Annotated in this window: 22 protein-coding genes and 1 tRNA gene; 16 read left to right on the forward strand and 7 right to left on the reverse strand. The window is 72.1% G+C overall.

All coding sequences use genetic code 11. The annotated features are described in order from the left end of the window. The first annotated feature begins 187 nt into the window (after nucleotides 1-187). Nucleotides 188-1015, forward strand: a complete 828-nt coding sequence (locus tag LO772_RS27965; protein ID WP_231774796.1) for a GNAT family N-acetyltransferase — start codon at nucleotides 188-190, stop codon at nucleotides 1013-1015. Nucleotides 1016-1105: 90 nt separating this feature from the next. Here LO772_RS27965 and LO772_RS27970 read toward each other — a convergent pair whose 3' ends face one another. After that, the gene (locus tag LO772_RS27970; RefSeq protein WP_231774797.1) at nucleotides 1106-1606 is read right to left on the reverse strand and encodes a DsbA family protein; all 501 of its coding nucleotides are present in this window, start codon (nucleotides 1604-1606) and stop codon (nucleotides 1106-1108) included. Nucleotides 1607-1734: 128 nt separating this feature from the next. On the opposite strand from LO772_RS27970, the gene LO772_RS27975 reads away from it, so the two are divergent. After that, on the forward strand, nucleotides 1735-2232 hold the full coding sequence (locus LO772_RS27975; protein ID WP_231774798.1) for a hypothetical protein: 498 nt from the start codon (nucleotides 1735-1737) through the stop codon (nucleotides 2230-2232). A gap of 373 nt (nucleotides 2233-2605) precedes the next feature. Here the strand turns inward: LO772_RS27975 and LO772_RS27980 are convergent, their stop codons facing one another. Then, nucleotides 2606-3019 (reverse strand): SsgA family sporulation/cell division regulator, encoded by a 414-nt coding sequence (locus LO772_RS27980; RefSeq protein ID WP_231779752.1) that lies wholly within the window; start codon nucleotides 3017-3019, stop codon nucleotides 2606-2608. Nucleotides 3020-3528: 509 nt separating this feature from the next. Between LO772_RS27980 and LO772_RS27985 the strand changes: the two genes are divergently transcribed. The 3 genes from LO772_RS27985 (at nucleotide 3529) to LO772_RS27995 (ending at nucleotide 5186) form a co-directional block, all read left to right on the forward strand. After that, entirely contained in the window at nucleotides 3529-4011 is a 483-nt protein-coding gene (locus LO772_RS27985; RefSeq protein WP_231774799.1) for a TIGR02611 family protein, read from the forward strand. Nucleotides 4012-4057: 46 nt separating this feature from the next. Continuing rightward, a tRNA-Val gene (locus LO772_RS27990) sits at nucleotides 4058-4129 on the forward strand. 457 nt (nucleotides 4130-4586) lie between these two features. Further along, a complete protein-coding gene (locus LO772_RS27995; RefSeq protein ID WP_231774800.1) occupies nucleotides 4587-5186 on the forward strand; it encodes a DedA family protein in 600 nt (199 codons plus the stop codon). Nucleotides 5187-5243: 57 nt separating this feature from the next. Here LO772_RS27995 and LO772_RS28000 read toward each other — a convergent pair whose 3' ends face one another. The 3 genes from LO772_RS28000 to LO772_RS28010 all read right to left on the reverse strand — a co-directional run bounded on the left by LO772_RS28000 (nucleotide 5244) and on the right by LO772_RS28010 (nucleotide 7160). Beyond that, the gene (locus LO772_RS28000) at nucleotides 5244-5954 is read right to left on the reverse strand and encodes a DUF305 domain-containing protein (protein WP_231779753.1); all 711 of its coding nucleotides are present in this window, start codon (nucleotides 5952-5954) and stop codon (nucleotides 5244-5246) included. Then, on the reverse strand, nucleotides 5954-6652 hold the full coding sequence (locus LO772_RS28005) for a DUF3105 domain-containing protein (RefSeq protein WP_231774801.1): 699 nt from the start codon (nucleotides 6650-6652) through the stop codon (nucleotides 5954-5956). The genes LO772_RS28000 and LO772_RS28005 overlap by 1 nt, the downstream gene beginning before the upstream one ends. Nucleotides 6653-6749: 97 nt before the next feature. Beyond that, nucleotides 6750-7160 (reverse strand): hypothetical protein, encoded by a 411-nt coding sequence (locus tag LO772_RS28010; RefSeq protein WP_231774802.1) that lies wholly within the window; start codon nucleotides 7158-7160, stop codon nucleotides 6750-6752. 344 nt (nucleotides 7161-7504) lie between these two features. On the opposite strand from LO772_RS28010, the gene thrS reads away from it, so the two are divergent. From thrS to LO772_RS28025, 3 genes are all read left to right on the forward strand, one after another. After that, nucleotides 7505-9487 carry a threonine--tRNA ligase gene (gene thrS / locus LO772_RS28015; protein WP_231774803.1) on the forward strand — a complete coding sequence of 661 codons (1983 nt, stop codon included), beginning with the start codon at nucleotides 7505-7507 and terminating at the stop codon, nucleotides 9485-9487. A gap of 158 nt (nucleotides 9488-9645) precedes the next feature. After that, nucleotides 9646-10194: an HIT family protein gene (locus tag LO772_RS28020; protein WP_269453104.1), complete on the forward strand. Its 549-nt coding sequence runs from the start codon at nucleotides 9646-9648 to the stop codon at nucleotides 10192-10194. Nucleotides 10195-10230: 36 nt separating this feature from the next. Continuing rightward, complete coding sequence (locus tag LO772_RS28025; RefSeq protein ID WP_231774804.1) at nucleotides 10231-10629, forward strand: thiol-disulfide oxidoreductase DCC family protein; 399 nt, start codon at nucleotides 10231-10233, stop codon at nucleotides 10627-10629. A 35-nt stretch (nucleotides 10630-10664) separates the two neighbouring features. Here LO772_RS28025 and LO772_RS28030 read toward each other — a convergent pair whose 3' ends face one another. After that, a complete protein-coding gene (locus tag LO772_RS28030) occupies nucleotides 10665-11969 on the reverse strand; it encodes a hypothetical protein (protein WP_231774805.1) in 1305 nt (434 codons plus the stop codon). Nucleotides 11970-12136: 167 nt separating this feature from the next. Between LO772_RS28030 and LO772_RS28035 the strand changes: the two genes are divergently transcribed. After that, nucleotides 12137-12979: a polysaccharide deacetylase family protein gene (locus LO772_RS28035; protein ID WP_231774806.1), complete on the forward strand. Its 843-nt coding sequence runs from the start codon at nucleotides 12137-12139 to the stop codon at nucleotides 12977-12979. A gap of 93 nt (nucleotides 12980-13072) precedes the next feature. Here the strand turns inward: LO772_RS28035 and LO772_RS28040 are convergent, their stop codons facing one another. Further along, on the reverse strand, nucleotides 13073-15235 hold the full coding sequence (locus LO772_RS28040) for an elongation factor G-like protein EF-G2 (RefSeq protein WP_443089330.1): 2163 nt from the start codon (nucleotides 15233-15235) through the stop codon (nucleotides 13073-13075). Between the two features lie 307 nt (nucleotides 15236-15542). On the opposite strand from LO772_RS28040, the gene pgsA reads away from it, so the two are divergent. From pgsA to LO772_RS28075, 7 genes are all read left to right on the forward strand, one after another. Then, entirely contained in the window at nucleotides 15543-16196 is a 654-nt protein-coding gene (pgsA, locus tag LO772_RS28045; RefSeq protein ID WP_231779755.1) for a phosphatidylinositol phosphate synthase, read from the forward strand. Beyond that, nucleotides 16193-17230 (forward strand): phosphatidylinositol mannoside acyltransferase, encoded by a 1038-nt coding sequence (locus LO772_RS28050; RefSeq protein WP_231774808.1) that lies wholly within the window; start codon nucleotides 16193-16195, stop codon nucleotides 17228-17230. Before pgsA ends, LO772_RS28050 begins: the two co-directional genes overlap by 4 nt. Beyond that, nucleotides 17227-18363: a glycosyltransferase family 4 protein gene (locus tag LO772_RS28055; RefSeq protein ID WP_231774809.1), complete on the forward strand. Its 1137-nt coding sequence runs from the start codon at nucleotides 17227-17229 to the stop codon at nucleotides 18361-18363. Before LO772_RS28050 ends, LO772_RS28055 begins: the two co-directional genes overlap by 4 nt. A 3-nt stretch (nucleotides 18364-18366) precedes the next feature. Continuing rightward, entirely contained in the window at nucleotides 18367-18915 is a 549-nt protein-coding gene (locus LO772_RS28060) for a hypothetical protein (RefSeq protein ID WP_231774810.1), read from the forward strand. A 184-nt stretch (nucleotides 18916-19099) separates the two neighbouring features. Then, nucleotides 19100-20023 carry a pyridoxal 5'-phosphate synthase lyase subunit PdxS gene (gene pdxS, locus LO772_RS28065; RefSeq protein WP_269453105.1) on the forward strand — a complete coding sequence of 308 codons (924 nt, stop codon included), beginning with the start codon at nucleotides 19100-19102 and terminating at the stop codon, nucleotides 20021-20023. Nucleotides 20024-20214: 191 nt separating this feature from the next. Then, nucleotides 20215-20853, forward strand: a complete 639-nt coding sequence (gene pdxT / locus LO772_RS28070) for a pyridoxal 5'-phosphate synthase glutaminase subunit PdxT (RefSeq protein WP_231774811.1) — start codon at nucleotides 20215-20217, stop codon at nucleotides 20851-20853. 117 nt (nucleotides 20854-20970) lie between these two features. Next, nucleotides 20971-21723 (forward strand): YebC/PmpR family DNA-binding transcriptional regulator, encoded by a 753-nt coding sequence (locus LO772_RS28075; RefSeq protein WP_231774812.1) that lies wholly within the window; start codon nucleotides 20971-20973, stop codon nucleotides 21721-21723. Nucleotides 21724-21779 lie beyond the last annotated feature (56 nt).

The raw sequence follows: 21779 nt of genomic DNA on the forward strand, positions 1-21779 counted from the left end.
CCGCCCGGGTTGACCCCGGTCCGGGGCGGGCAGCACCACCTCGACGGCACGAGCACACAGAACACACGGAACACATGAAGCGCACGGAACACGGAACACAACGCACCAACCGCACGAACCGTACGGAAACACCGAACGCGTAAGCACGAAGGCGCACGAAGCGGGGGAGTAGGGAGGGCAGCGCCGAGTGACCACGACACTGCGGCCCGCACCATCGACCGGCCAGGTCCACGCCGACACCGGGGACTGGTACGCGATTTGCGCCAACGGCCGCCCCATCGGCCGCCTGCACCTGGCCGACACCGGACGCTGGGGCGACACCACCGGCTGGATCGACCACGTCGAGGTCATCGCCTCCCGGCGCCGCCGCGGCCACGGCTGCGTCGCCCTGCTCGCCGCCGAGGAGATCCTGCGTCGGCGCGGCTGTGGCCGCGTCGCGGTCGAAGTCCCCGAGGGCAACCTGCCGGTCCTGCGCCTCGCGATGTCGCTGGGCTACGTCTTCGACAGCCACTACCTCCTCGCCCGCGTCCGGGGCGGCGCCGACGCCGTCCGCACACCGCCCGAACCACCGCCGGGCTTCACGGTCTCCGAGATGTCGCCGGCCGAACACGACACGTGGCGCGACGGCGCGCGCCGGCACTACGTCGACATCCTCACCGGAGCGGGCTGGTCGCCGCGGCACGCCGAGGCGCGCGCCGCCGCCCGGCTGTCCGGCGGCGACCGCGTCGCGCACGTCCTCCGCGCCCCGGACGGACACCCCGCCGGCCTGGTGTGGTGGGACATGGCGTCGACGGTCCCCGGCCGGGCCGAGGTCCGCGCGTTCTGGGTGCCTGAGGCCTGGCGCGGCCACGGCCACGGCACGTTCCTCCTCCGCACCGCCGAACACTTCGCGTACGGTGCCGGGCTCGGCGAACTCGGCGTCGAACTCGTCGGCCCGGCCCGGGCCGCGCGCCACACCGCCGTCGGCCTCGGCTACCGCACGCAGTCGCGCCACCTCGGCAAGGCGATCCTCTGAACCGGCTTGCCCCGCACCGGCATTGCCCCTCCGCGACCGGTCGCCCCGACCGGCCGCGGCGACGCGTGGCCGCCCACCGAAGTCCGTGCGTCAGCCCGCGAGCAGCGCCTCGACCCGCGCCCGCAGCCCCGTCCGGTCCCGGCGGCCGTCCAGCAGTTTGCCCCCGACCCCGTACGTCGGCGTCACCTTGACCCCGATCGCCGACCCCTCGATGTCATCGGCGTCGACCTGCAGAATGTGGCGCCCGTCGATGAGCGCCAGCTCCACCTCGTCGGCGTCGAGACCGACCGAGCGGGCCGCCTCGACGAGGAACCCCTCCACCGCGGCGCCCTTCGCCGCGGCCAGCTCGTCGGTGCGCGCCAGGACGGCCTCGACGAAGGGCCACAGCGAACCCTGCGCCCGTGCCTCCTCCGCCGCCTGCCCGGCGAGGTGTGCGTTCTTGTGCTTCTCCAGCGGGAAGTGCCTCAGTTCCACGACGAGTTCGGGGCCGAACCGGCCGCGTAGCGCGGCCACGTCGGCCAAGGCCGCACGGCAGTCGGGACATTGCAGGTCACACCAGAAATCCAGGTGCGGCGGTACGGAAGCGGTCATCCGGCGATTCTCCCAGCCCCACGCGCGTCCTCCGCACGTCCCGGATACCGCTTCGTGCCCGCGAACGACGCCACAACACCGCGAGCCGGGCACTATGGAGGGGGTCGACCACGAAGGAGCAGGGCGAAATGTCCGACGCAAGCATTGTCACAGGCGCGATGTGCGCCGCGCTGACCGGGCTCGGCGGCGTTCTCGCGCTTCGTTCCGCGCAGCAGGGCAGCTACCTCCGCGCCACCCGCTGGGCCGGTCTCGCACTCATCCCGATCGGGCTCTACCTCACCGGGCTCGCCACCCTCGCCCGGCGCGTGGGCAGCGCGCTCACGGACTGGGCGACCGACCTGGCCTTCGGCGTCCGCGCCTGGGCCGGTGTCGCGGTGCTCGCGGTGGCGATCTCGATGCTGCTGCTCGTCCGCGCCGTCAACGCCCGGCGTGCCGGGGCCGCCGCCGAGGCGCCCCCGTCGCTGCCCGGAGCGTCCGGCCGTCCGCTGCCCTCACCCACCGAGCCCGGTGCCGCCCGGCCCGCGAAGGCCAAGCCCGCGAAGCAGTCGCGGTCCAGGCGCGGGGACTCCGGTTTGGGCGGGGAGTTCGCCGAGATCGAAGAGATCCTCAAGCGGCGGGGAATCTGAGCCGGGGCTATGCGGCGCCGGACGTTTTCGGCGGGTGACAGGCGCGTCGTCCCGTCGGCTCGCCCCCGGGTTTATGGGTTCCCGAGGGAGCACCTGATTCTTCCCGGGAATCGCACCGGTGAATCGTCCTCCCGCGGTGATGCGGGCTCCCGGATATGTATGCGCGAATAACCCGGAAGTTTCCGGCAATCCCCCGTGCGGCCGGACTCAAACGATCACGTTAGTAGCATTAATGGCCACGAACGGGATCGGAAACGACGGCAAAATCGCCCGCCCGCCAGCCCCCCGGAAACGCCGGAGCCGGCCGGACCCTCTTCCCCGAGTGGGAGGTCCGGCCGGCTCTGTGCAGCTCACCGGCGGTGGGAGCGAGCGGTCAGCTCTCGGCGAGGATCTGCGACAGCTCGCGGTCGAGATCGAAGTACCGGTGTTCGGCACCGGGCGCGACCGCGGCGTTGGTGCGCTTGAGGAACGATTCGAGAGCCCGCGCGGGGGCCTCGAGAAGCGCTTCGCCCTCCGGGGAGCTCAGCGCGATGCAGACGATGCCCTGACCGTGGCTTCGGGACGGCCACACCCGGACATCACCGGTACCGGAGGGCTGGCGCAGCCCCTCGGCGAGGAGGTCGCGGGCGAACACCCAGTCGACCGTCTCATCCGCGCCGGTGTGGAAAGTGGCATGCACCGCGTAGGGGTCCGACGAGTCGTAGCGCAGTCCCGCGGGGACGGGAAGCGAAGACTCGGCGGAGACGACGAGGCGCAGGTGCAGCTCGCAGCTGACCGTGGTGTTCATAAGCGCCATGGCCTTTCGCTCAGTGTGCGCTCGGGGATTCGCACTCGGCGTTCGCAACATCCCACCTACGCGCCGTTCGTAAACGTCGTTGCCCGATATACGCGGCTCTGGGTACTCCTTAAGAGCGACGCTTCGGGAAACGCGCCAAAGGGCACGCGAGCCCATTCGCCGTGCGCAACTGGGCGGGGCAACGCGCGTGGGTCCAGCCTGCCCCCTGGACGGGGTCCCGCGACACCGCCGTTCGGTGGAGCGCGGTGGCGGTCCCGTGCGTGCTCGTACACGCCCGGCAATCGGCCGACGGGCCATCCGCCCGGGCCGCGGCCGGGCCCTGGCGCGGATCCGGCGGCGGTTTCCCGGCGGCGGGGCGAATCTTCTGTAACCCTGGAGAGTGAAACCGACGTGCGGTGGGGACGTGTGCGCCCGCCACCTCCCTTGTAGCGTTGTGCGGTCGCGACCCGGCGGCCCGGCGCCGGGCACGCGCGGTACGGCACACGAGAGGGGTAGCCACGATGGACACGGGGGCCGCAGGAGGCGCCGGCGGCGCGCAGGAGGCCGCGAAGACCGCTACGGCGCAGCCCGTCGCGGAGCCTGAGGCCGAGCCCGCCACCGCGGCGCCGTCGGGTCCGCCGCCGCGGGGGCACTCCTCCCGGGCGCCCCACTTCGTCAAGCGGTCCCGGACACTCCACCTGACGTGGCAGATCGGCATCGCCGTCGTCGGCTTCGCGATCATCGTGGCCGGCCTCGCGATGATGGTGCTGCCGGGCCCGGGCATCCCCGCGCTGCTGCTCGGCCTCGCGATCCTCGGCACCGAGTTCGTCTGGGCGCAGCGCACGCTGCTGTGGACGAAGGACCAGGCCGCGAAGGCGGCCCAACGCGCCCTCGACCCCAAGACGCGGCGCCGCAACGTGATCATCCTGATCGTCGGCTGCGTCCTGATCGCCATCGCGGCGGGTCTCTACCTGTGGAAGTACGGGTTCGCCCTGCCGTCCTGAGCGGCACGAGGACACTCCCGCATGCGGTAAGGTTCTTCACGCATCGGGGCGATTAGCTCAGCGGGAGAGCACTTCGTTCACACCGAAGGGGTCACTGGTTCGATCCCAGTATCGCCCACGAAGGCGATAGGCGACCCATGCCTGCGGAAAGCGCAGGCGGGGTCGCCTTCGTTGTTTTTTGCGCGGCTTCGCCGCGCGGTGCGGGGGCTGCGCCACCCGCGCCCCCCCGCTTGCGCGGTGGTTGGGGGCTGCGCCACCCGCGCCCCCCCCGCTTGCGCGGTGGTTTGGGGTGTGTCGCTGTCCTCCGCTTGTGTGGTGCTTCCCTTGGTGCCTGTGGTCCTCGCGGGTGCGGTTTGGGGTGCACGGCTCCGGGTTGTGTGGTGCCCGCTTGTGCGGTGGGGGGTGTGGGTGTGGTGGTGTTTGTGGGGGCTGGGGTGTGTCGCTGGTGGGGTGGGGGGACCCGCTGGGGGCGGGGTTTTGGGGGCGCGCGATGATCTGGTGATGATCGACTGTGGCCGGTGGGCCTGGGGTGTTTGGTGACCGCGGCGGGGACAGGGCTGCTGTTTTCTCCCTGGTTGTGGCTTGTTCTGCCGTTGACCGTGTGTGCCGACTCGGTGGTGCCGGTGATTCCCGGGGACGAGTTGGTGATGGCCGCCTCGGCGGTGGGGCGCGGCAGTTTCGGCTATCTCGCGTCGGTGCTGGTGCTCGCGGTGCTGGGGGCCTTCGTCGGCGACCAGTGTGCGTACGCGGTCGGTCGGGCCGGGTTGCGGCGGAGCGGGGACGTGACGCTGGGGCCGCGGCGGCAGAAGGCGTTCGGGTTGGCGGAGCGGGCGCTCAACCGCGGCGGCATGGCGGCGCTGGTCGTGGCGCGGTTTCTGCCCGGCGGGCGTACCGCGGTGAACATCCTCGCGGGCCGCGTCGGTTATCCGCCCCGGCAGTTCCGGGCCGCGACGCTGGTCGGTGCGGGGATATCGGTGTCGTACGCCCTCACGCTGGGGGCTCTCGCGGGTGAGTTCGTGCACGACAGCCCGCTCGTGGTCGCGGCCTGCGGGATGGCGCTGGGAGCGTCCGTGCCGTTGTTCGTCGGCATACCGCGGCGGATGATCCGGTCCCTGCGGCAGCGCCGGAAGCGGGGTCGCGAGGCGGCGTTGGTCTCGGCGGAGGAGGCGGGCTGACGGGCGGAGGGCCGGGACGGCGGTGCGTCCCGGCCCTCCGGCCTGTTGTGGGTGCGGTCAGGCGCCGCGTTCCGCGAGGAACGCCTGCATCAGCGAGACCTCCGAGGTCTGCGCGTTGACCATGCCCTTGGCCAGCGCCTTCACGACCTCGGTCTGGCCGTGGTTCAGGGCGTCCTGGGCCATCTGCACGCCGGCCAGGTGGTGCGTGATCATCAGTTGCAGGAACTTGACCTCGGCCTGGACGCCCGTGAGGGACCGCAGTTCGTCCAACTGGGCCTTGGTGGCCATGCCCGGCATCAGCGGGTCATCGGGGCCCGGCGTCGGCATGGCCTCCCCGGGGCCCATGGTGTGGCCCGACATCGCGGACATGCCCTCGGGCGACATCCACTGCATCGGCGGGGTCGTGGTCGTCTGCGTGAGCCCCCACAGGTCGAGCCAGCCCATCATCTGACCGATCTGGTTCAACTGCGTCGTCGCGATGTCGTACGCGAACTTGCGGATCTGCTCGTTGTCCGTGGCGTCGCGGACGATGAACGCCATCTCGACGGCCTGCTGGTGGTGGACCTTCATGTCACGGGCGAAGCCCGCGTCCACCGAGGTGTCGGACGGCGGGTCGGGCACCTCGGCCTTCGGGAGGCCCGGTGTCGTCACCGGTGCCGTGGGGGCCGGTGCGGCGCTGCCTTTGTCGTCGTCGGACGAGCACGCGGCCAGGCCGGCCGTGCCGAAGACGACGGCCGCGACGAGCGCGACCGTCTTGTGGCGTCGCATCACGCGGGGTCACCCACCCCGCCGGTGCAGGCCGCGCCGTACTCGGGCGTCGTGTCCTTGTTGTTGCGGTACGTCGTGATGAACTGGTCGATCCTCGCGTCGTCCGCGTTGTCGGCCCTGAGCTGGAAGCCCCACGAGGTGACCGTGATCGGCGTCTCCATGCCGTCGTACGGGCTGAGCAGCATGAAGTCCTGGTTCGCCTTCGCCTTCAGCTTCTCCACCTGGTCGGCGGGCAGGCTCGGGCTGTAGGTGATCCACACGGCGCCGTGCTCCAGCGAGTGGACGGCGTGCTTGTTCGGTATCGCGGAGTTGTAGATCCCGCAGTTCTGCCACACGGGGTCGTGCTGGCCGCCGACCGGCGGAACCTGCTGGTAGATGATGTTCTTGTTCGGCTCGTGGTCGCGCGACGCGGTGTAGCCGGTGACGCCGGTGATCGGGCTGGCGAGGTTGGGCGCCACGGTGACCTCCGCGGTCAGGTCGCCCCCGCTCGGTCCGCCGTCGTCGGACAGCACGACGGCGACGAGCCCGCCGATCACGCCGAGCGCGACGACGGCCGCGGCCGAGCCGATGATGATCGACCGGCGGCGCGCGGCCCGCGCCTCGCGCTCACGCTGCTCGGCGACGCGTTGGCGGGCAGCCGCCATCTTCGCGTTCCGGGCGGCCTTGTTCTGCTTTTTCGAGCCTGGTTGCGGCCCCATGAATCCCCTCCGGGGAGAAAGTGTGCGGGCGAAAGGTCGTCGGGGAGCGGACACGCCACAGGCCACGCGCGGCGTGGGAGGCGTGTCGGGGGCTCGCTCAGGTCCGGCTGACGCAGAGGCCGCAGAGATTGGTTCCGACGGCGCTCGCGGCTGCCGCGAGCGCCGGTCCGGTGCCGTCCGGGTCGACCAGCCAGGGTGGGACGAACGACCCGACCGGCGTCGTCAGAACCGGCGGTACGGGCGGGACGGTCGACGGGGCCTTGACGTTGGCCTCGGCCGCGCAGCCGCCGCCGGGCCCGCCTTGGGCGTCCTGCGGGCTGCTGGCGTGGTACGGGCACGCGACCGGCCCGTCGACGCCGAAGACGAAGGTCGGAGGAGGCGCGGACGGCGACTCGGCGTGGGACGGGAACGCCCCGCCGATCAGCGCGCCCAGCATCAGCAACGCCACGGCCAGCACCCGGACGCCGGACCGCAGCGGCGCGGTCTGGTGGTCCGTCCGATGCTTCACGGCCCCCATTCTCACCCGTCCGGGTGAACGCGGGAGCCCCGGGACGGATATTTATCAGACCGCAAGGGTAAGAGGCGTCGCTTACCTCCGGCGAAAGCCGTCAATCGGTCGCGACCGCGTCGACGTGGGAGAACCCGGGGCGCGCCGACCACGCATCGCGGGGGGCCGCGTCGTTTCGCGCCTCGTCGGCGGCGTCCGGGGCACCGCGTCGCGCGGGTGCCGAGGAGGGGCGGCGGACGGCTTCGCGGTGCGGGAGGAGCGCCGGGAAACCGAGGCGCGAGGCGTTCGCGCGCCCCGATAGCATCGGAGCCACCACTATCCGCACCACACGTCAGGAGAAAGCTGTGTCCGACGCCCGAGTGATCATCAAACGCGACCCGGACCGGGAAGAGCGCTTGGTGGCCACGGGCACGACCGCCGGCGAACTCTTCGACGGTGACCGGTCGGTCGTCGCCGCACGGGTGGGCGGTCAGCTCAAGGACCTGGCGTACGTCGTCGCGGACGGCGACGAGGTCGAACCCGTCCCGATGGACTCCGAGGACGGCCTCGACATCCTGCGGCACTCCGCCGCGCACGTGATGGCGCAGGCGGTCCAGGAGTTGTTCCCCGAGGCGAAGCTCGGCATCGGCCCGCCGATCCGCGACGGGTTCTACTACGACTTCGACGTGGAGACCCCGTTCCAGCCCGACGACCTCAAGCGCATCGAGAAGAAGATGCAGGAGATCGTCAAGCAGGGCCAGCGGTTCTCGCGGCGCGTGGTCGCGGACGACGACGCCCGTGTCGAACTGGCGGACGAGCCCTACAAGTTGGAGCTGATCGGCCTCAAGGGGCCGGACGCCGCGGAGGCCGCGGACGGCGCGGATGTCGAGGTGGGCGGCGGCGAGCTGACCATTTACGACAACCTCGACGCCAAGACCGGCGAGCTGTGCTGGAAGGACCTGTGCCGGGGCCCGCACCTGCCGACCACCCGGAACATCCCGGCGTTCAAGCTGATGCGCTCCGCGGCGGCGTACTGGCGCGGCAGTGAGAAGAACAAGCAGCTCCAGCGCATCTACGGCACCGCGTGGCCGAGCCGGGACGCCCTCAAGGAGCACCTGACCTTCCTCGCGGAGGCCGAGAAGCGCGACCACCGCAAGCTCGGCAACGAGCTGGATTTGTTCTCGATCCCCGAGGAGATCGGGTCGGGGCTCGCGGTGTTCCACCCCAAGGGCGGCATCATCCGCCGCGTCATGGAGGACTACTCGCGCCGCCGCCACGAGGAGGCCGGCTACGAGTTCGTCTACACCCCGCACGCGACCAAGGGGAAGCTGTTCGAGATCTCCGGGCACCTGGACTGGTACGCCGACGGCATGTACCCGCCCATGCAGCTCGACGAGGGCGTCGACTACTACCTCAAGCCGATGAACTGCCCGATGCACAACCTGATCTACCGGGCGCGCGGTCGTTCGTACCGTGAACTGCCGCTGCGGCTCTTCGAGTTCGGCACCGTCTACCGCTACGAGAAGTCCGGTGTCGTGCACGGCCTCACCCGGGCGCGCGGCTTCACGCAGGACGACGCGCACATCTACTGCACCAAGGAGCAGATGCCCGGCGAGCTCGACTCGCTGCTCACCTTCGTGCTGAACCTGCTGCGCGACTACGGCCTCGACGACTTCTACCTGGAGCTGTCGACCAAGGACCCGGAGAAGTTCGTCGGGTCCGACGAGGACTGGGAGGAGGCCACCGAGCTGCTGCGCGCCGCCGCGCAGAAGCAGAACCTCGACCTGGTCCTCGACCCGGCCGGCGCGGCGTTCTACGGGCCGAAGATCTCGGTGCAGGCGAAGGACGCCATCGGCCGCACCTGGCAGATGTCGACGATCCAGGTCGACTTCCAGATGCCGCAGCTGTTCGACATGGAGTACCAGGGCTCGGACGGCCACCGCGACCGGCCGGTCATGATCCACCGGGCGCTGTTCGGTTCGATCGAGCGGTTCTTCGCGGTACTGCTGGAGCACTACGCGGGGGCGTTCCCGGCGTGGCTCGCGCCGGTGCAGGTGGTCGGGATCCCGATCACCGACGCGCACATCCCGTACCTCCGGGACGTGGCGGCCAAGCTGCGGGCGAAGGGCATCCGCGTCGAGATCGACACCGCGGACGACCGCATGCAGAAGAAGATCCGCAACGCGCAGAAGAACAAGGTGCCGTACATGCTCCTCGCGGGAGACGACGACGTCGCGGCCGGGGCCGTGTCGTTCCGCTACCGCAGCGGCGAGCAGAAGAACGGCGTGCCGGTCGACGACGCGGTCGCCGAGATCGTCAAGGCGGTCGAGGAGCGCGTGCAGGTCTGACCCGAAGGTTTCGGCGGCAGGGGCCGGGCGCCGTCACGGTGCCCGGCCTCGCGCGTGTCCGGGGCGTCGCGGGACGAGGACCGCGGGGGGTACGGGCGATGGCGGGCCGTCGCCCCCGACCGGCGGCGATGCTCCGGTCTGGTCATAGGATTCCTGGCATGACGAGCGACCCGGAGCTGCAAAACGGTGTGGGGGAGCCGGACGCGTTCCAGCGACTGTGGACTCCGCACCGGATGGCGTACATCAAAGGTGAGGGCAAGCCCACCGGCCCCACCGCCGACGACGGCTGCCCGTTCTGCGAGATCCCCAAGGTGGACGACGAGACCGGTCTGGTCGTGCGCCGGGGGGACAGCGTGTACGCGGTGCTCAATCTGTACCCCTACAACGGCGGGCACCTCATGGTCGTCCCGTACCGGCACGTCGCCGACTACACCGAGCTGGACGACGCCGAGACGGCCGAGCTGGCCGACTTCACCAAGCGGGCCATGACCGCGCTGCGCAAGGCGTCCGGCGCGCACGGCTTCAACATCGGGATGAACCAGGGCCAGGTCGCCGGTGCGGGGATCGCCGCGCACCTGCACCAGCACCTGGTGCCGCGCTGGGGCGGCGACACCAACTTCATGCCGGTGATCGGGCACACTCGCATCCTGCCGCAGCTGCTCGCGGAGACGCGGGCGATGATCGCCGACGCCTGGCCGACGGACTGACGTCCGAGGGGCGGCGGCACACGACTTGGAGGAACGGTGACGACGCGCCCGGTGCTGGTGTTCGACGGGGACTGCGGGTTCTGTACGAAGTCGGTCGAGCTGGTCGAGCGCCGGATCGACCCCGATGTCGAGATCACCGCATGGCAGTTCGCCGACCTCGACGAACTCGGCGTGACCCGCGAGCGGGCGATGCACGAAGTCCTGCTGGTCACGCCGACCGGTGAGGTCCACGGCGGCGCGAAGGCGTTCGCGAAGCTGCTCGCGTACCGGCGCGGGGTGTGGAGCGTGCCCGGCGCGGTGCTGCAGATCCCGCCGGTCGACGTGATCGCCGCCTGGGTGTACCGGCTGATCGCCGACAACCGCTACAGACTTCCCGGCGGGACGCCGGCGTGCGCGATGTCGCCGGAGCGGCGGCCGGGGGCGCAGGCGGGCTGACGGCACCGCCCAACGCGGGGGCCGGGCCCGGGGGTTCAGGGCGGTGGTGTCGGAAGCGCGGTCTCCTGCGCGCCCAGTGCCAGGAGGACGGCCGCGGCGGTCCACGCCAGCGGGGCGACGGACGCGGGCAGGCCGCGCGCGTCGACCTTCTCGGGCAGCGAACCGGCCGCGGTGCGGTGCGCGGCGAGCCAGTCGAGTCGGGCCGTCGCCGCGGCGTGGTCGCCGGACGCCGCCTCGTACAGCGCGAAGCCGGCGGTCTCGGGCGTCCACGCGGCGGTGAGGTCGCCGCCCCACTTCGCGCCCGGCAGGATGCCTCCGTTGGGGAGGGTGAGGTCGGCCGCCGAGCGGCGCACCGCGGCGTCGACGTCGGGGTCGCCGGCCGCGAACGGCGGACCGAGCCAGGTCACCGCGGCGTCGGCGCCGCCCTTCGCGGACGGCGTGCGCGGGTAGCCGTGGGCGCCGAAGCGGGTGTCGACGGCGTCCGCGAGCCGCGTGGCGGCGGCCGACCACCGGGCGGCGTCCTCGCCGGCACCGACACGGCGGCCGAGGTCGGCGGCGGCCCGCAGCCCCGTGAGCAGAGGGGCCGCGGTGCCGAGGGTCTGCTGGTCGGTCCGCGTCTCCCAGTAGTCGGCCGAGCGCCGCGGCAGGCCGTCGTCGCCGAGGGACGCCGCCGCGTGGTCGGCGGCCTCGCGGACCGCGGGCCACAGCGCGGCGAGGTGGTCGCGTGCCGCGGGGTCGTCCGGGCGCTGGTGTTCGTACCAGAACCACGTGGCCCAGGGAAACCAGCCGTTCGCGTCGAGTTGCGCGGCACGGCCGTCGTCGACGGGGGTGCCGTCGAGCCGGTAGCGGGCCTCCCACGTGCCGTCCGGGCTCCGCAGCGCGGCGAGGCGCCGCAGCACGCGGGCGGCGTCGTCGCCGTGGCCCGTCGCGGCGTACGCGGCGGCGGCCCACGCGGCGTCGCGCGGCCAGACGTACTTCCAGATGCCGTGCCACGCGGCGGCGACGTCGCCGTTCGGCAGGGTCAGCAGCCTGAGGTCGAGCAGCGCCTGCCGGGCCATGTCGCGTTGGGTCTCGGTCGCGCCGGGGACGCTGCCGACCGCGAGCCACGCCTGCTCGTCCGCGGTCGGTACGCGCGGCCCGGCGTCGGTGGGCCGCTCCAGGATGCCGCCGGGAGCCGCGGGGTCGGGGGCTATGCCGCCGAGCAGCAGCGGCCGGGTGCCGGGCCGGGACGGCTCGGAGGCGCCGCTCCACGCGACGACGCCCAGGACGCAAAGGAGGCACACGACCGCCGCGAGACCGACCGCGGCAAGCCGGCGGGGCCGCCGCAATCCGAGACGCACGCGCTCTCCTCCCGGCCCGGACCGTCCGCCCGAAAGGCGCCGTAAACGTGTGACCGTCGGCCAGTATGACCGCCGACCCACCGCCGCCGCCAAACGAGATCACCGCTACGCTGCAACGACGCGCCTCCCGCCGCGGTGACGGCGCCCGCCGACCCGAGGTTGACGCGATGACTTCTTCACGCCGCGCTCTCCTGCGCAACCTGTCCCTCGCCGGGGCGGGTGCGGCCATAGGCGCGGCGGCGGCGGCGACCGCGGAGCACACGCTGCTCGCCGACGACGGCGGCCAGCCCCGGCACGGACCGGCCACCCACCCCGACCGGCACACCCCGCCCCGGCACGGCCACGTGGACGTCAACTGGAACGTCGACACCGAGAAGAAGCTCATCGCCCTGACGTTCGACGACGGGCCGATGCCCGACTGGACGCCGATGGTGCTCGACACCCTGGAGAAGGCCGACGTGCCGGCCACGTTCTTCACCGTCGGGGAGCGCATACGCGACAACGCGCGGATCCTGCGGGGCCGGACGGGACGGCACGAGTACGCGAACCACACGTGGGCGCACAAGAACATGGCCACGATGGACCAGGCCGAGGCGTACGACGCGATCGCCAAAGCACACGACATGATCGAGCAGGTCACCGGGCGCGAACCCCGCCACCTCCGGCCGCCGTACGGCCATCTCGGCGGCACGACGCTCCTCGCCGCGGCCGACCTCGGCTACGACATCACGCTGTGGTCGCTGCAAATGGTCGAGTCGGAGTATGTGGCCAACCCCTCCGGCCTGGTCACCTACATCGTCGACGCGGTGCTGCCGGGCACGATTCTCCTGGCCCACGACACCGGGGCGCAGGACCGCCTGGTCGCGCTGCGCGGCCTGCCCGAGATGATCAGCGGGTTGCGGGCGAAAGGCTTCGAGTTCACCACCGTGTCGGGCCTCCTGGAGGAGGCCGCCGTTCCGGCGGAGCCCCCGGCCCCGGCCCCCGCCGAAGCCCCGGCGGCGCCCGCGTGACGCGCCCGCACGCCCGCGTCGAACGGGCACCAGCGCGCGGGTCATCGGGGAACGCCACGGCGCGGCGTTCCCCGGCCGGGTCCCCGCGGCGGGTCAGTGCGCCGTCTCGGCCTTGACCTTCGCGGCCAGGTTCGGCGGCATGGGTTCGTGGCGCACATAGGCGCGGCTGAACGTGCCGGTGCCGTGGGAGATCGAGCGCAGGTCGATCGCGTACCGGCTGATCTCGATCTCGGGGACCTCGGCGCGGATCAGGGTGCGTCCGGTGCCCACGGGCTCGGTGCCGACCACGCGCCCCCGGCGTGACGACAGGTCGCTCATCACGCCGCCGACGTAGTCGTCGGACACGATGACGCCGACCTCCGACACGGGTTCGAGGAGGTGCACCGCGCAGTCGGCCGCCGCCTCGCGCAGCGCCAGCGCCCCGGCCATCTGGAACGCCATGTCGGACGAGTCCACCGAGTGGGCCTTGCCGTCCACGAGCGTCACCCGCAGGTCCACCACCGGGTGCCCGGCCGCGACGCCGCGGGCCATCTGCGCGCGCACGCCCTTCTCGACGGACGGGATGAACTGCCGGGGGACGGCACCGCCGAACACCTTGTCGACGAACTCGAACCCTCCGCCGTTCGGCATCGGCTCGACCTCGATCTCGCACACCGCGAACTGGCCGTGCCCGCCGGACTGCTTGACGTGCCGCCCGCGCCCCGACGCCTTGCCCGCGAAGGTCTCCAACAGCGACACCTTGTGCGGGACCGCGTCGACCGCGACGCCGTAGCGCGACCGCAGCCGGTCGAGGAGCACGTCGACATGCGCCTCGCCCATGCACCACAGCACCAACTGCCGTGTGTCCGGGTTGTGTTCGAGGCGCAGCGTGGGGTCCTCGGCGACCAGGCGGGACAGGCCCTGCGACAGTTTGTCCTCGTCGGCCTTGCTGTGCGCCTCGATGGCGACGGGCAGCAGCGGATCGGGCATCACCCACGGCCGCATCAGCAGCGGCGCGTCCGGATCGGACAGCGTGTCGCCGGTCTCCGCGCGGGTCAGCTTGGCGACCGCCACCACGTCGCCCGCGATGCCGCGGTTCAGCTGCCGCTGGGCCTTGCCGAGCGGCGACGACAGCGCGCCGACCTTCTCGTCGACGTCGTGGTCCTCGTGCCCCCGGTCGGCCAGCCCGTGCCCGGACACGTGGACGGCGGTGTCCGGGCGCAGCGTCCCGGAGAAGACCCGGACGAGGCTGATCCGGCCGACGTACGGATCCGACGTCGTCTTGACCACCTCCGCGACCAGCGGGCCCTCGGGATCGCAGGCCAGCGGCTCGCGCGGCCTGCCCGCGACCGTCGTGACCGGCGGCACCTCGTGCTCGGTCGGCGGCGGGCACGCGCGGACGATCCCCTCCAGCAGCTCCGTCGAGCCGAGCCCGTTGACCGTCGACGACGCCAGGATCGGGTGGAAGGACCCGCGCGCGACGGCCACCTCCAGGTCGGCCACGAGCGTGTCGACGTCCACCTCCTCGCCGCCGAGGTAGCGGTCCATCAGGGTCTCGTCCTCGCTCTCCGCGATGACGGCCTCGATAAGGCGGTTGCGGGCCTCCTGGATCAGCGGAAGGTGCTCCGCCTCGGGGTCGCGGACCACGCGGGCGCCGGACGAGTAGTCGAACACCCGCTGCGTGAGCAGCCCCAGCAGCCCCGCCACCGAGCCGTCGCCGTCGTGCAGCGGCAGATACAGGGGCAGCACGCGGTCGGAGTCGCCGTCACCGAAGGCCTCCTGGCACACCGCGGTGACCTCGTCGAAGTCGGCGCGGGCCGAATCGAGCTTGGTGACCACGATCGCGCGGGGCATGCCGACCGCCGCGCACTCGTCCCACAGCATGCGCGTCGAGCCGTCGACGCCGTCCGCCGCGGAGACGACGAAAAGCGCCGCGTCGGCCGCGCGGAGCCCGGCCCGCAGGTCGCCGACGAAGTCCGCGTACCCGGGGGTGTCCAGCAGGTTGATCTTGACGCCGTCGAACGCGACCGGGGCGACCGACAGCGACACCGAGCGGTGCTGCCGGTGCTCGATGTCCTCGAAATCGGACACCGTGGTCCCGTCCTCGACGCGGCCGGGACGGCCGATGGTGCCGGTCGCCACGAGCAGGGACTCCACGAGCGTCGTCTTCCCGGCGCCCGTATGGCCGACGAGCACGACATTGCGCACCCTGTCGGGGCCGTCCACGGCAGGGCCCGTGCCCGCGGCCCCGTTCGGTCCACCAGATCTGTCCGCCAACGCGCCCACCTCCTGATCCGTCGTGGAGGTGCGGGAAGGTCGGGAGTCGGCCTATATGGTCCGCACATCCGGTTCCTCACGGGCAGCTTTCCGCCCAAAGCGGGGCGCGCACAAGGCCGTGCGGCGCTCCGCTTCAAGTCTCCGCCCGCGGCGCGCGCCCGACCACCGCGGAGGCCGGGCCCACGTGCGGGCATCGGGGTCCGGCCGCGTCAGTACGATGGCGGGACCGGGCGGGTGCGGCGGGGGTCTCAGAGGATCCGCGGTGCCCGCGTTCCAGGCGGTCCCCAGGCGATCCTTCGGGAAGGCGATGCTCAACAAATACGCACGCGCGTTCTTCACCCGCGTGCTCAACCCGTTCGCGAGCTTCCTCATCCGCAAAGGGGTCAGCCCCGACACCGTCACGCTCATCGGGACGCTCGGTGTCGTCGCCGGCGCGCTGGTGTTCTTCCCGTTCGGGCACTTCTTCGTCGGCACGCTGGTGATCACCGCGTTCATCTTCTCCGACCTGGTCGACGGCAACATGGCCCGGCAGATCGGCCGGTCGACCAAGTGGGGCGCGTTCCTCGACTCGACGCTGGACCGCGTCGCCGACGCCGCGATCTTCGGCGCGCTCGCCGTGTGGTTCGCCGGGGACGGCGACAACCTGCGGCTCTCCGTGCTGTGCGTGTTCTGCCTCGCCTCCGGCCAGGTCGTGTCGTACACCAAGGCCCGCGCCGAGAGCCTCGGCCTCAAATGCGACGTGTCCGGCCTGGTCGAACGCGCCGAACGCCTCGTCGGGGTGCTCGTCGCGACCGGCTTCTCCGGCCTCGGTGTCCCGTACATCCAGGAGGTCGCCCTCTGGGCGATCGCGGTCGGCAGCTTCGTCACCGTCTTCCAGCGCATGCTCGCGGTCCGGCGGGAGGCGGACGGCCTGGAGATGACCCGGCCGGGAGCGGCCCCGGAGGGCGGTGGCGCGGCGTGAGGCAGCGCCTGGTCGACGCGGGGTTCGGCCTGGGCTGGTCGCTCGTCAAGCGGCTGCCGGAGAAGGTCACGCGCGGGGCGTTCACCGCCGCCGCCGACGTCGTGTGGTACCGGCGCGGCGGCGGTGTCACGCAACTGGAGGCGAACCTCCGCCGGGTCCTGCCGGACGCCGGCGACCGGGAGATCCGGGCCGCGTCGCGCGCCGGGATGCGGTCGTACCTGCGCTACTTCCAGGAGGCGTTCCGGCTGCCGGTCTGGGACGAGAAGACCGTCGTCGCCCGCATGTCCATCGCCCACCTGGAACGGCTCGAAGAGGCCTCGGCACGCGGCAAGGGCGTCATTCTCGCGCTGCCGCACATGGGCAACTGGGACCTCGCCGGAGCCGCGATCACCGCGCGTGGCTACCCCTTCACCACGGTCGCCGAGCGGCTGAAACCCGAGTCGCTGTACACCCGGTTCGTCGCCTACCGCGAATCACTCGGCATGGAGGTCCTGCCGCTCACCGGCGGTGACGGCAACACCTTCGGGACGCTCGCCCGGCGCCTGCGCGACGGACGGCTCATCTGCCTCCTCGCCGACCGCGACCTGACGCGCAACGGCGTCCCGGTGGACTTCTTCGGCGAGCAGACGCGCATGCCCGCCGGGCCCGCGGCGCTGTCGCTCCAGACCGGCGCCGCGCTGATCCCGGTGACGATCGCGTACCGGAAGGTCGGCATCCACGCGACCCTGCACCCGGTCGTCCGGCCCCCCGAGGAAGGCGACCGGAAGACCCGCATAGCGGCCATGACGCAGAGTGTCGCGGACGCCTTCGCCGCCGGGATCCGCGAGAGCCCGCAGGACTGGCACATGCTGCAGCGGCTGTGGCTGTCCGACCTGGACGCCGAACGCCGCGCACGCATCGAGGGCCGCGCCCCCGACGCCCCGGCCTCGCCCCCGGACGCGCCGGACGCCGCCCCGGACGACCCGGCCCCCGCCCCGGACGACCCCGCATCCGGGCCCGGCACGGGCGGCACCGGCTCCGGGAGCGCCGCGTGAGGATCGGCATCGTCTGCCCCTACTCCTGGGACGTGCCGGGCGGCGTGCAGTACCACGTGCGCGACCTCGCCAACTGGCTCACCGCCCGCGACCACGACGTCTCCGTCCTCGCCCCGGCCGACGACGACACCCCGCTGCCGCCCTACGTCGTCGGTGCCGGGCGCGCCGTCCCGGTTCGCTACAACGGCTCCGTCGCCCGGCTCAACTTCGGCTTCCTGTCCGCCGCACGGGTACGCCGCTGGATCCACGACGGCGACTTCGACGTCCTGCACATCCACGAGCCCGCGACCCCCAGCCTGTCGCTGCTCGCCTGCTGGTCGGCGTCCGGGCCGGTGGTGGCCACGTTCCACACGTCCAACCCCCGCTCGCGGGCGATGATCGCGGCGTACCCGATCCTGCAGCCCGCGCTGGAGAAGATCAGCGCGCGCATCGCCGTCAGCGAGTACGCGCGCCGCACGCTCGTGGAACACCTCGGCGGCGACGCGGTCGTCATCCCCAACGGCGTCGAGGTCGCGTATTTCGCCGACGCCGACGCGGAATCCGCGTGGCAAGGCACCGACGAGGCCCCCACACTCGGCTTCATCGGGCGCATCGACGAGCCCCGCAAAGGGCTGCCCGTGCTCATGGCCGCCTTCCCGCGCATCGCCGAGGCGTTCCCCGGGGTCCGCCTGCTGGTCGCCGGCCGCGGCGACGCCGAGGAAGCCGCCGAGGACCTGCCGGACGGCCTGCGCGACCAGGTCACCTTCCTCGGCATGGTCAGCGACCAGGACAAGGCCCGCCTGCTGCGCAGCGTCGACCTCTACCTCGCTCCCAACACCGGCGGCGAGAGCTTCGGCATCATCCTCGTCGAGGCCATGTCGGCCGGCGCCCCCGTCCTCGCGAGCGACCTGGACGCGTTCCGGCAGGTACTCGACGGCGGCCGGGCCGGCGAACTGTTCCCGGTCGAGGACGCCGGCGCGCTCGCCGACGCCGCCACCGCGCTCCTGCGCGACCCCGCGCGCCGCGCCCGGCTCCGCGACATCGGGCGCCGCCACGTGCGTCGCTACGACTGGGCCGCCGTCGGTGCCGACATCCTCGGTGTCTACGAAACCGTCATCGCCGGAGCCGGAACCCGGCCCGGTCCGAGAGGCTGACCGATGCCTGCCTTCGTGTGGTTCGCCCTCGCCGCGGTGGCGATCGGCATCTACCTGAGCTGGACCGCCGGGCGCCTGGACCGCCTGCACGCCCGGGTCGACTCCACCCGGGCGGCGCTCGACGCGCAGTTGGTGCGCCGCGCCTCCACCGCGCTGGAGATCGCCACCTCCGGGCTGCTCGACCCGGCCAGCTCGCTGGTCCTCGCGGGGGCCGCCCACGACGCCCGCGGCGCCCCCGAGGAGGACCGCGAGATAGCGGAGAGCGAACTGACCCGCGCGCTGCGGATCGTCTTCGAGGAGCCCGAACAGGTCGAGGACCTGCGCTCCCGGCCCGGCGGCGAGGAGTTCATCGGCGAGCTGCGGACCGCGGTGCGCCGCGTGCCCATGGCCCGGCGCTTCCACAACGACGCCGTCCGGTCGGCCCGCGCGGTGCGCCGGCACCGGCTCGTGCGCTACCTGCGGCTCGCGGGCCACGCGCCGTACCCCGTGACGTTCGAGATGGACGACGAGGAACCGCCGACACTGCTGCCGGGCGGCGCCGCGGCGACGTGAACCGCGCCGCGGCCCCGCGCGGCCGGTGGGTCGGTTGTCGCACGGATATCCGAACGCGCGGTGAAGCCCAGGCGTCCACGCGACGAAGTGGTCCGGTTTTTCACCCCGAAAGTGGCGCGAAACGGTAGGCCCGTTCACTCGTACGATGGAAAGGCAACGTCGTCTCCGCCGTGTGAGGTCAAGCGTGTCCACCACCCCCGCAAGCCCCGAGCCGTCCGGCAACGCCCCCAAGACCGGCACCGACCTGGTCAAGCGCGGCATGGCCGAGCAGCTCAAGGGCGGCGTGATCATGGACGTGGTCACGCCGGAGCAGGCCAGGATCGCCGAGGACGCCGGCGCGGTCGCGGTCATGGCCCTGGAACGCGTCCCGGCCGACATCCGCAAGGACGGCGGCGTCGCGCGCATGTCCGACCCCGACATGATCGACGGCATCATCGAGGCCGTGTCGATCCCGGTCATGGCCAAGGCCCGCATCGGCCACTTCGTCGAGGCCCAGGTCCTCCAGGCCCTCGGAGTCGACTACATCGACGAGTCCGAGGTGCTGACCCCCGCCGACGAGGTCAACCACATCAACAAGTGGAAGTTCACGACCCCCTTCGTCTGCGGCGCCACGAACCTCGGCGAGGCGCTGCGCCGCATCGCCGAAGGCGCGGCCATGATCCGCTCCAAGGGCGAGGCCGGCACCGGCAACGTGGTCGAGGCCACCCGCCACATGCGCACCATCCTCGGCGACATCAAGAAGCTCGCGGGCCTCGACGAGGACGAGCTGTTCGTCGCCGCCAAGAACCTCCAGGCGCCGTACGCGCTGGTCAAGGAGGTCGCCGGGCTCGGCAAGCTGCCGGTGGTCATGTTCACCGCGGGCGGCATCGCCACCCCGGCCGACGCGGCGATGATGATGCAGCTCGGCGCCGAGGGCGTCTTCGTCGGGTCCGGCATCTTCAAGTCGGGCGACCCGGCCAAGCGCGCCAAGGCCATCGTCGACGCCACCCTGCACTTCGAGGACCCGGAGATCATCGCGAAGGTGTCGCGCGGGCTCGGCGAGGCCATGGTCGGGATCAACATCGACACCCTCCCGGAGAACGAGCGCTACGCCGGCCGCGGTTGGTGACGGGGATCTGAGCCGGGCCGCACCGCGGCGCACAAACCCGCGAACCCTCTCGTGCGAGCCCGAGGCCCGGCGATCCGCCGCCGGGCCCGGGCCCGCGTGACGGGCGCGCCGCGGTGCGAGCCGACGAATTTCCGGCAGGCAGACGAACCGGCCTGGTACGCAACGAACTTCCGAGGGCTTCTGTGGCTTCCGTGTCTTCTCCGTCCGCTTCTCCGTCCCCTTCGTCGTCCGCGCCCGCGGTCGGCGTCCTCGCCATCCAGGGGGACGTGCGCGAGCACGCCGCCGCCCTCGCCGAGGCCGGCGCGCTCGCCCGCCCGGTGCGCAAGGCGGAGGAGATCGAGGACGTCGACGCCCTCGTCATCCCCGGCGGCGAATCGACCACGATGTCCAAACTCGCGGTCTCCTTCGGGCTGTTCGCCCCGCTCCGGGCCCGCGTCCGCGCGGGCATGCCGGTCTACGGCTCGTGTGCCGGGATGATCATGCTGGCCGACAAGATCCTCGACGGCCGCGCCGACCAGGAGACCGTCGGCGGCATCGACATGACCGTGCGCCGCAACGCCTTCGGCCGGCAGAACCAGTCCTTCGAGGCGGATGTCGCCTTCGCCCCCGCGCCCGAGGCGCCCCTGCACGGGGTGTTCATCCGCGCCCCGTGGGTCGAGTCGGTCGGCGCCGGGGTCGACGTGCTCGCGACACTCGACACCGGGCCGTACGCCGGACGCGTGGTCGCCGTGCGGCAGGGCAATCTGCTCGCGACCGCCTTCCACCCCGAACTGACGGGGGACCGCCGCGTGCACGAGTATTTCGTCGCCATGGTCCGCGCCGCCGTGTGACGCCGCCCGCCCGCGACGGTGCACCGTGTAATCGGGGCACCCGCGCGTCGGTAGGATCTGTGCCAGGTGGCCTCCGGGCCGCGGCACGAACAGGTGACCGAGAAGGAGTAGAGGCGGATGTCCGGCCACTCGAAGTGGGCGACCACCAAGCACAAAAAGGCCGTCATCGACGCCAAGCGCGGCAAGCTTTTCGCCAAGCTCATCAAGAACATCGAGGTGGCGGCGCGCACCGGCGGCGGTGACGTTTCGGGAAACCCGACGCTGTACGACGCCATTCAGAAGGCGAAGAAGAGCTCCGTCCCCAACGACAACATCGACCGCGCGGTCAAGCGCGGTTCGGGGGCCGAGGCCGGCGGCGCGGACTACCAGTCGATCACCTACGAGGGCTACGGCCCGAACGGCGTCGCGGTGCTCATCGAGTGCCTGACCGACAACCGCAACCGCGCGGCGTCCGACGTCCGCGTCGCGATGACGCGCAACGGCGGATCGATGGCCGACCCGGGCTCGGTGGCGTACATGTTCTCCCGCAAGGGCGTCGTGATCGTGCCGAAGAACGAGCTGAGCGAGGACGACGTCCTCGTCGCGGTCCTCGACGCGGGCGCCGAGGAGGTCAACGACCTGGGGGAGTCCTTCGAGGTGGTCAGCGAGGCGGGCGACCTCATCCCGGTGCGCAGCGCGCTCCAGGACGCGGGCATCGACTACGACTCCGCCGAGGCCAACTTCCTGCCCAGCGTCACCGTCGAGCTCGACGAGGACGGCGCGCGCAAGATCTTCCGGCTGATCGAGGCACTCGAGGACTCCGACGACGTGCAGAACGTCTACGCGAACTTCGACGTGTCCGACGAGGTCATGGAGAAGATCGACGCCTGAGCCGCGTACCGATCACCCGCGCACCCACCGTGCGCGAAAGGGGCCGACCGCGATCG

The sequence above is a fragment of the Yinghuangia sp. ASG 101 genome, from assembly GCF_021165735.1.
Taxonomy (GTDB): domain Bacteria; phylum Actinomycetota; class Actinomycetes; order Streptomycetales; family Streptomycetaceae; genus Yinghuangia.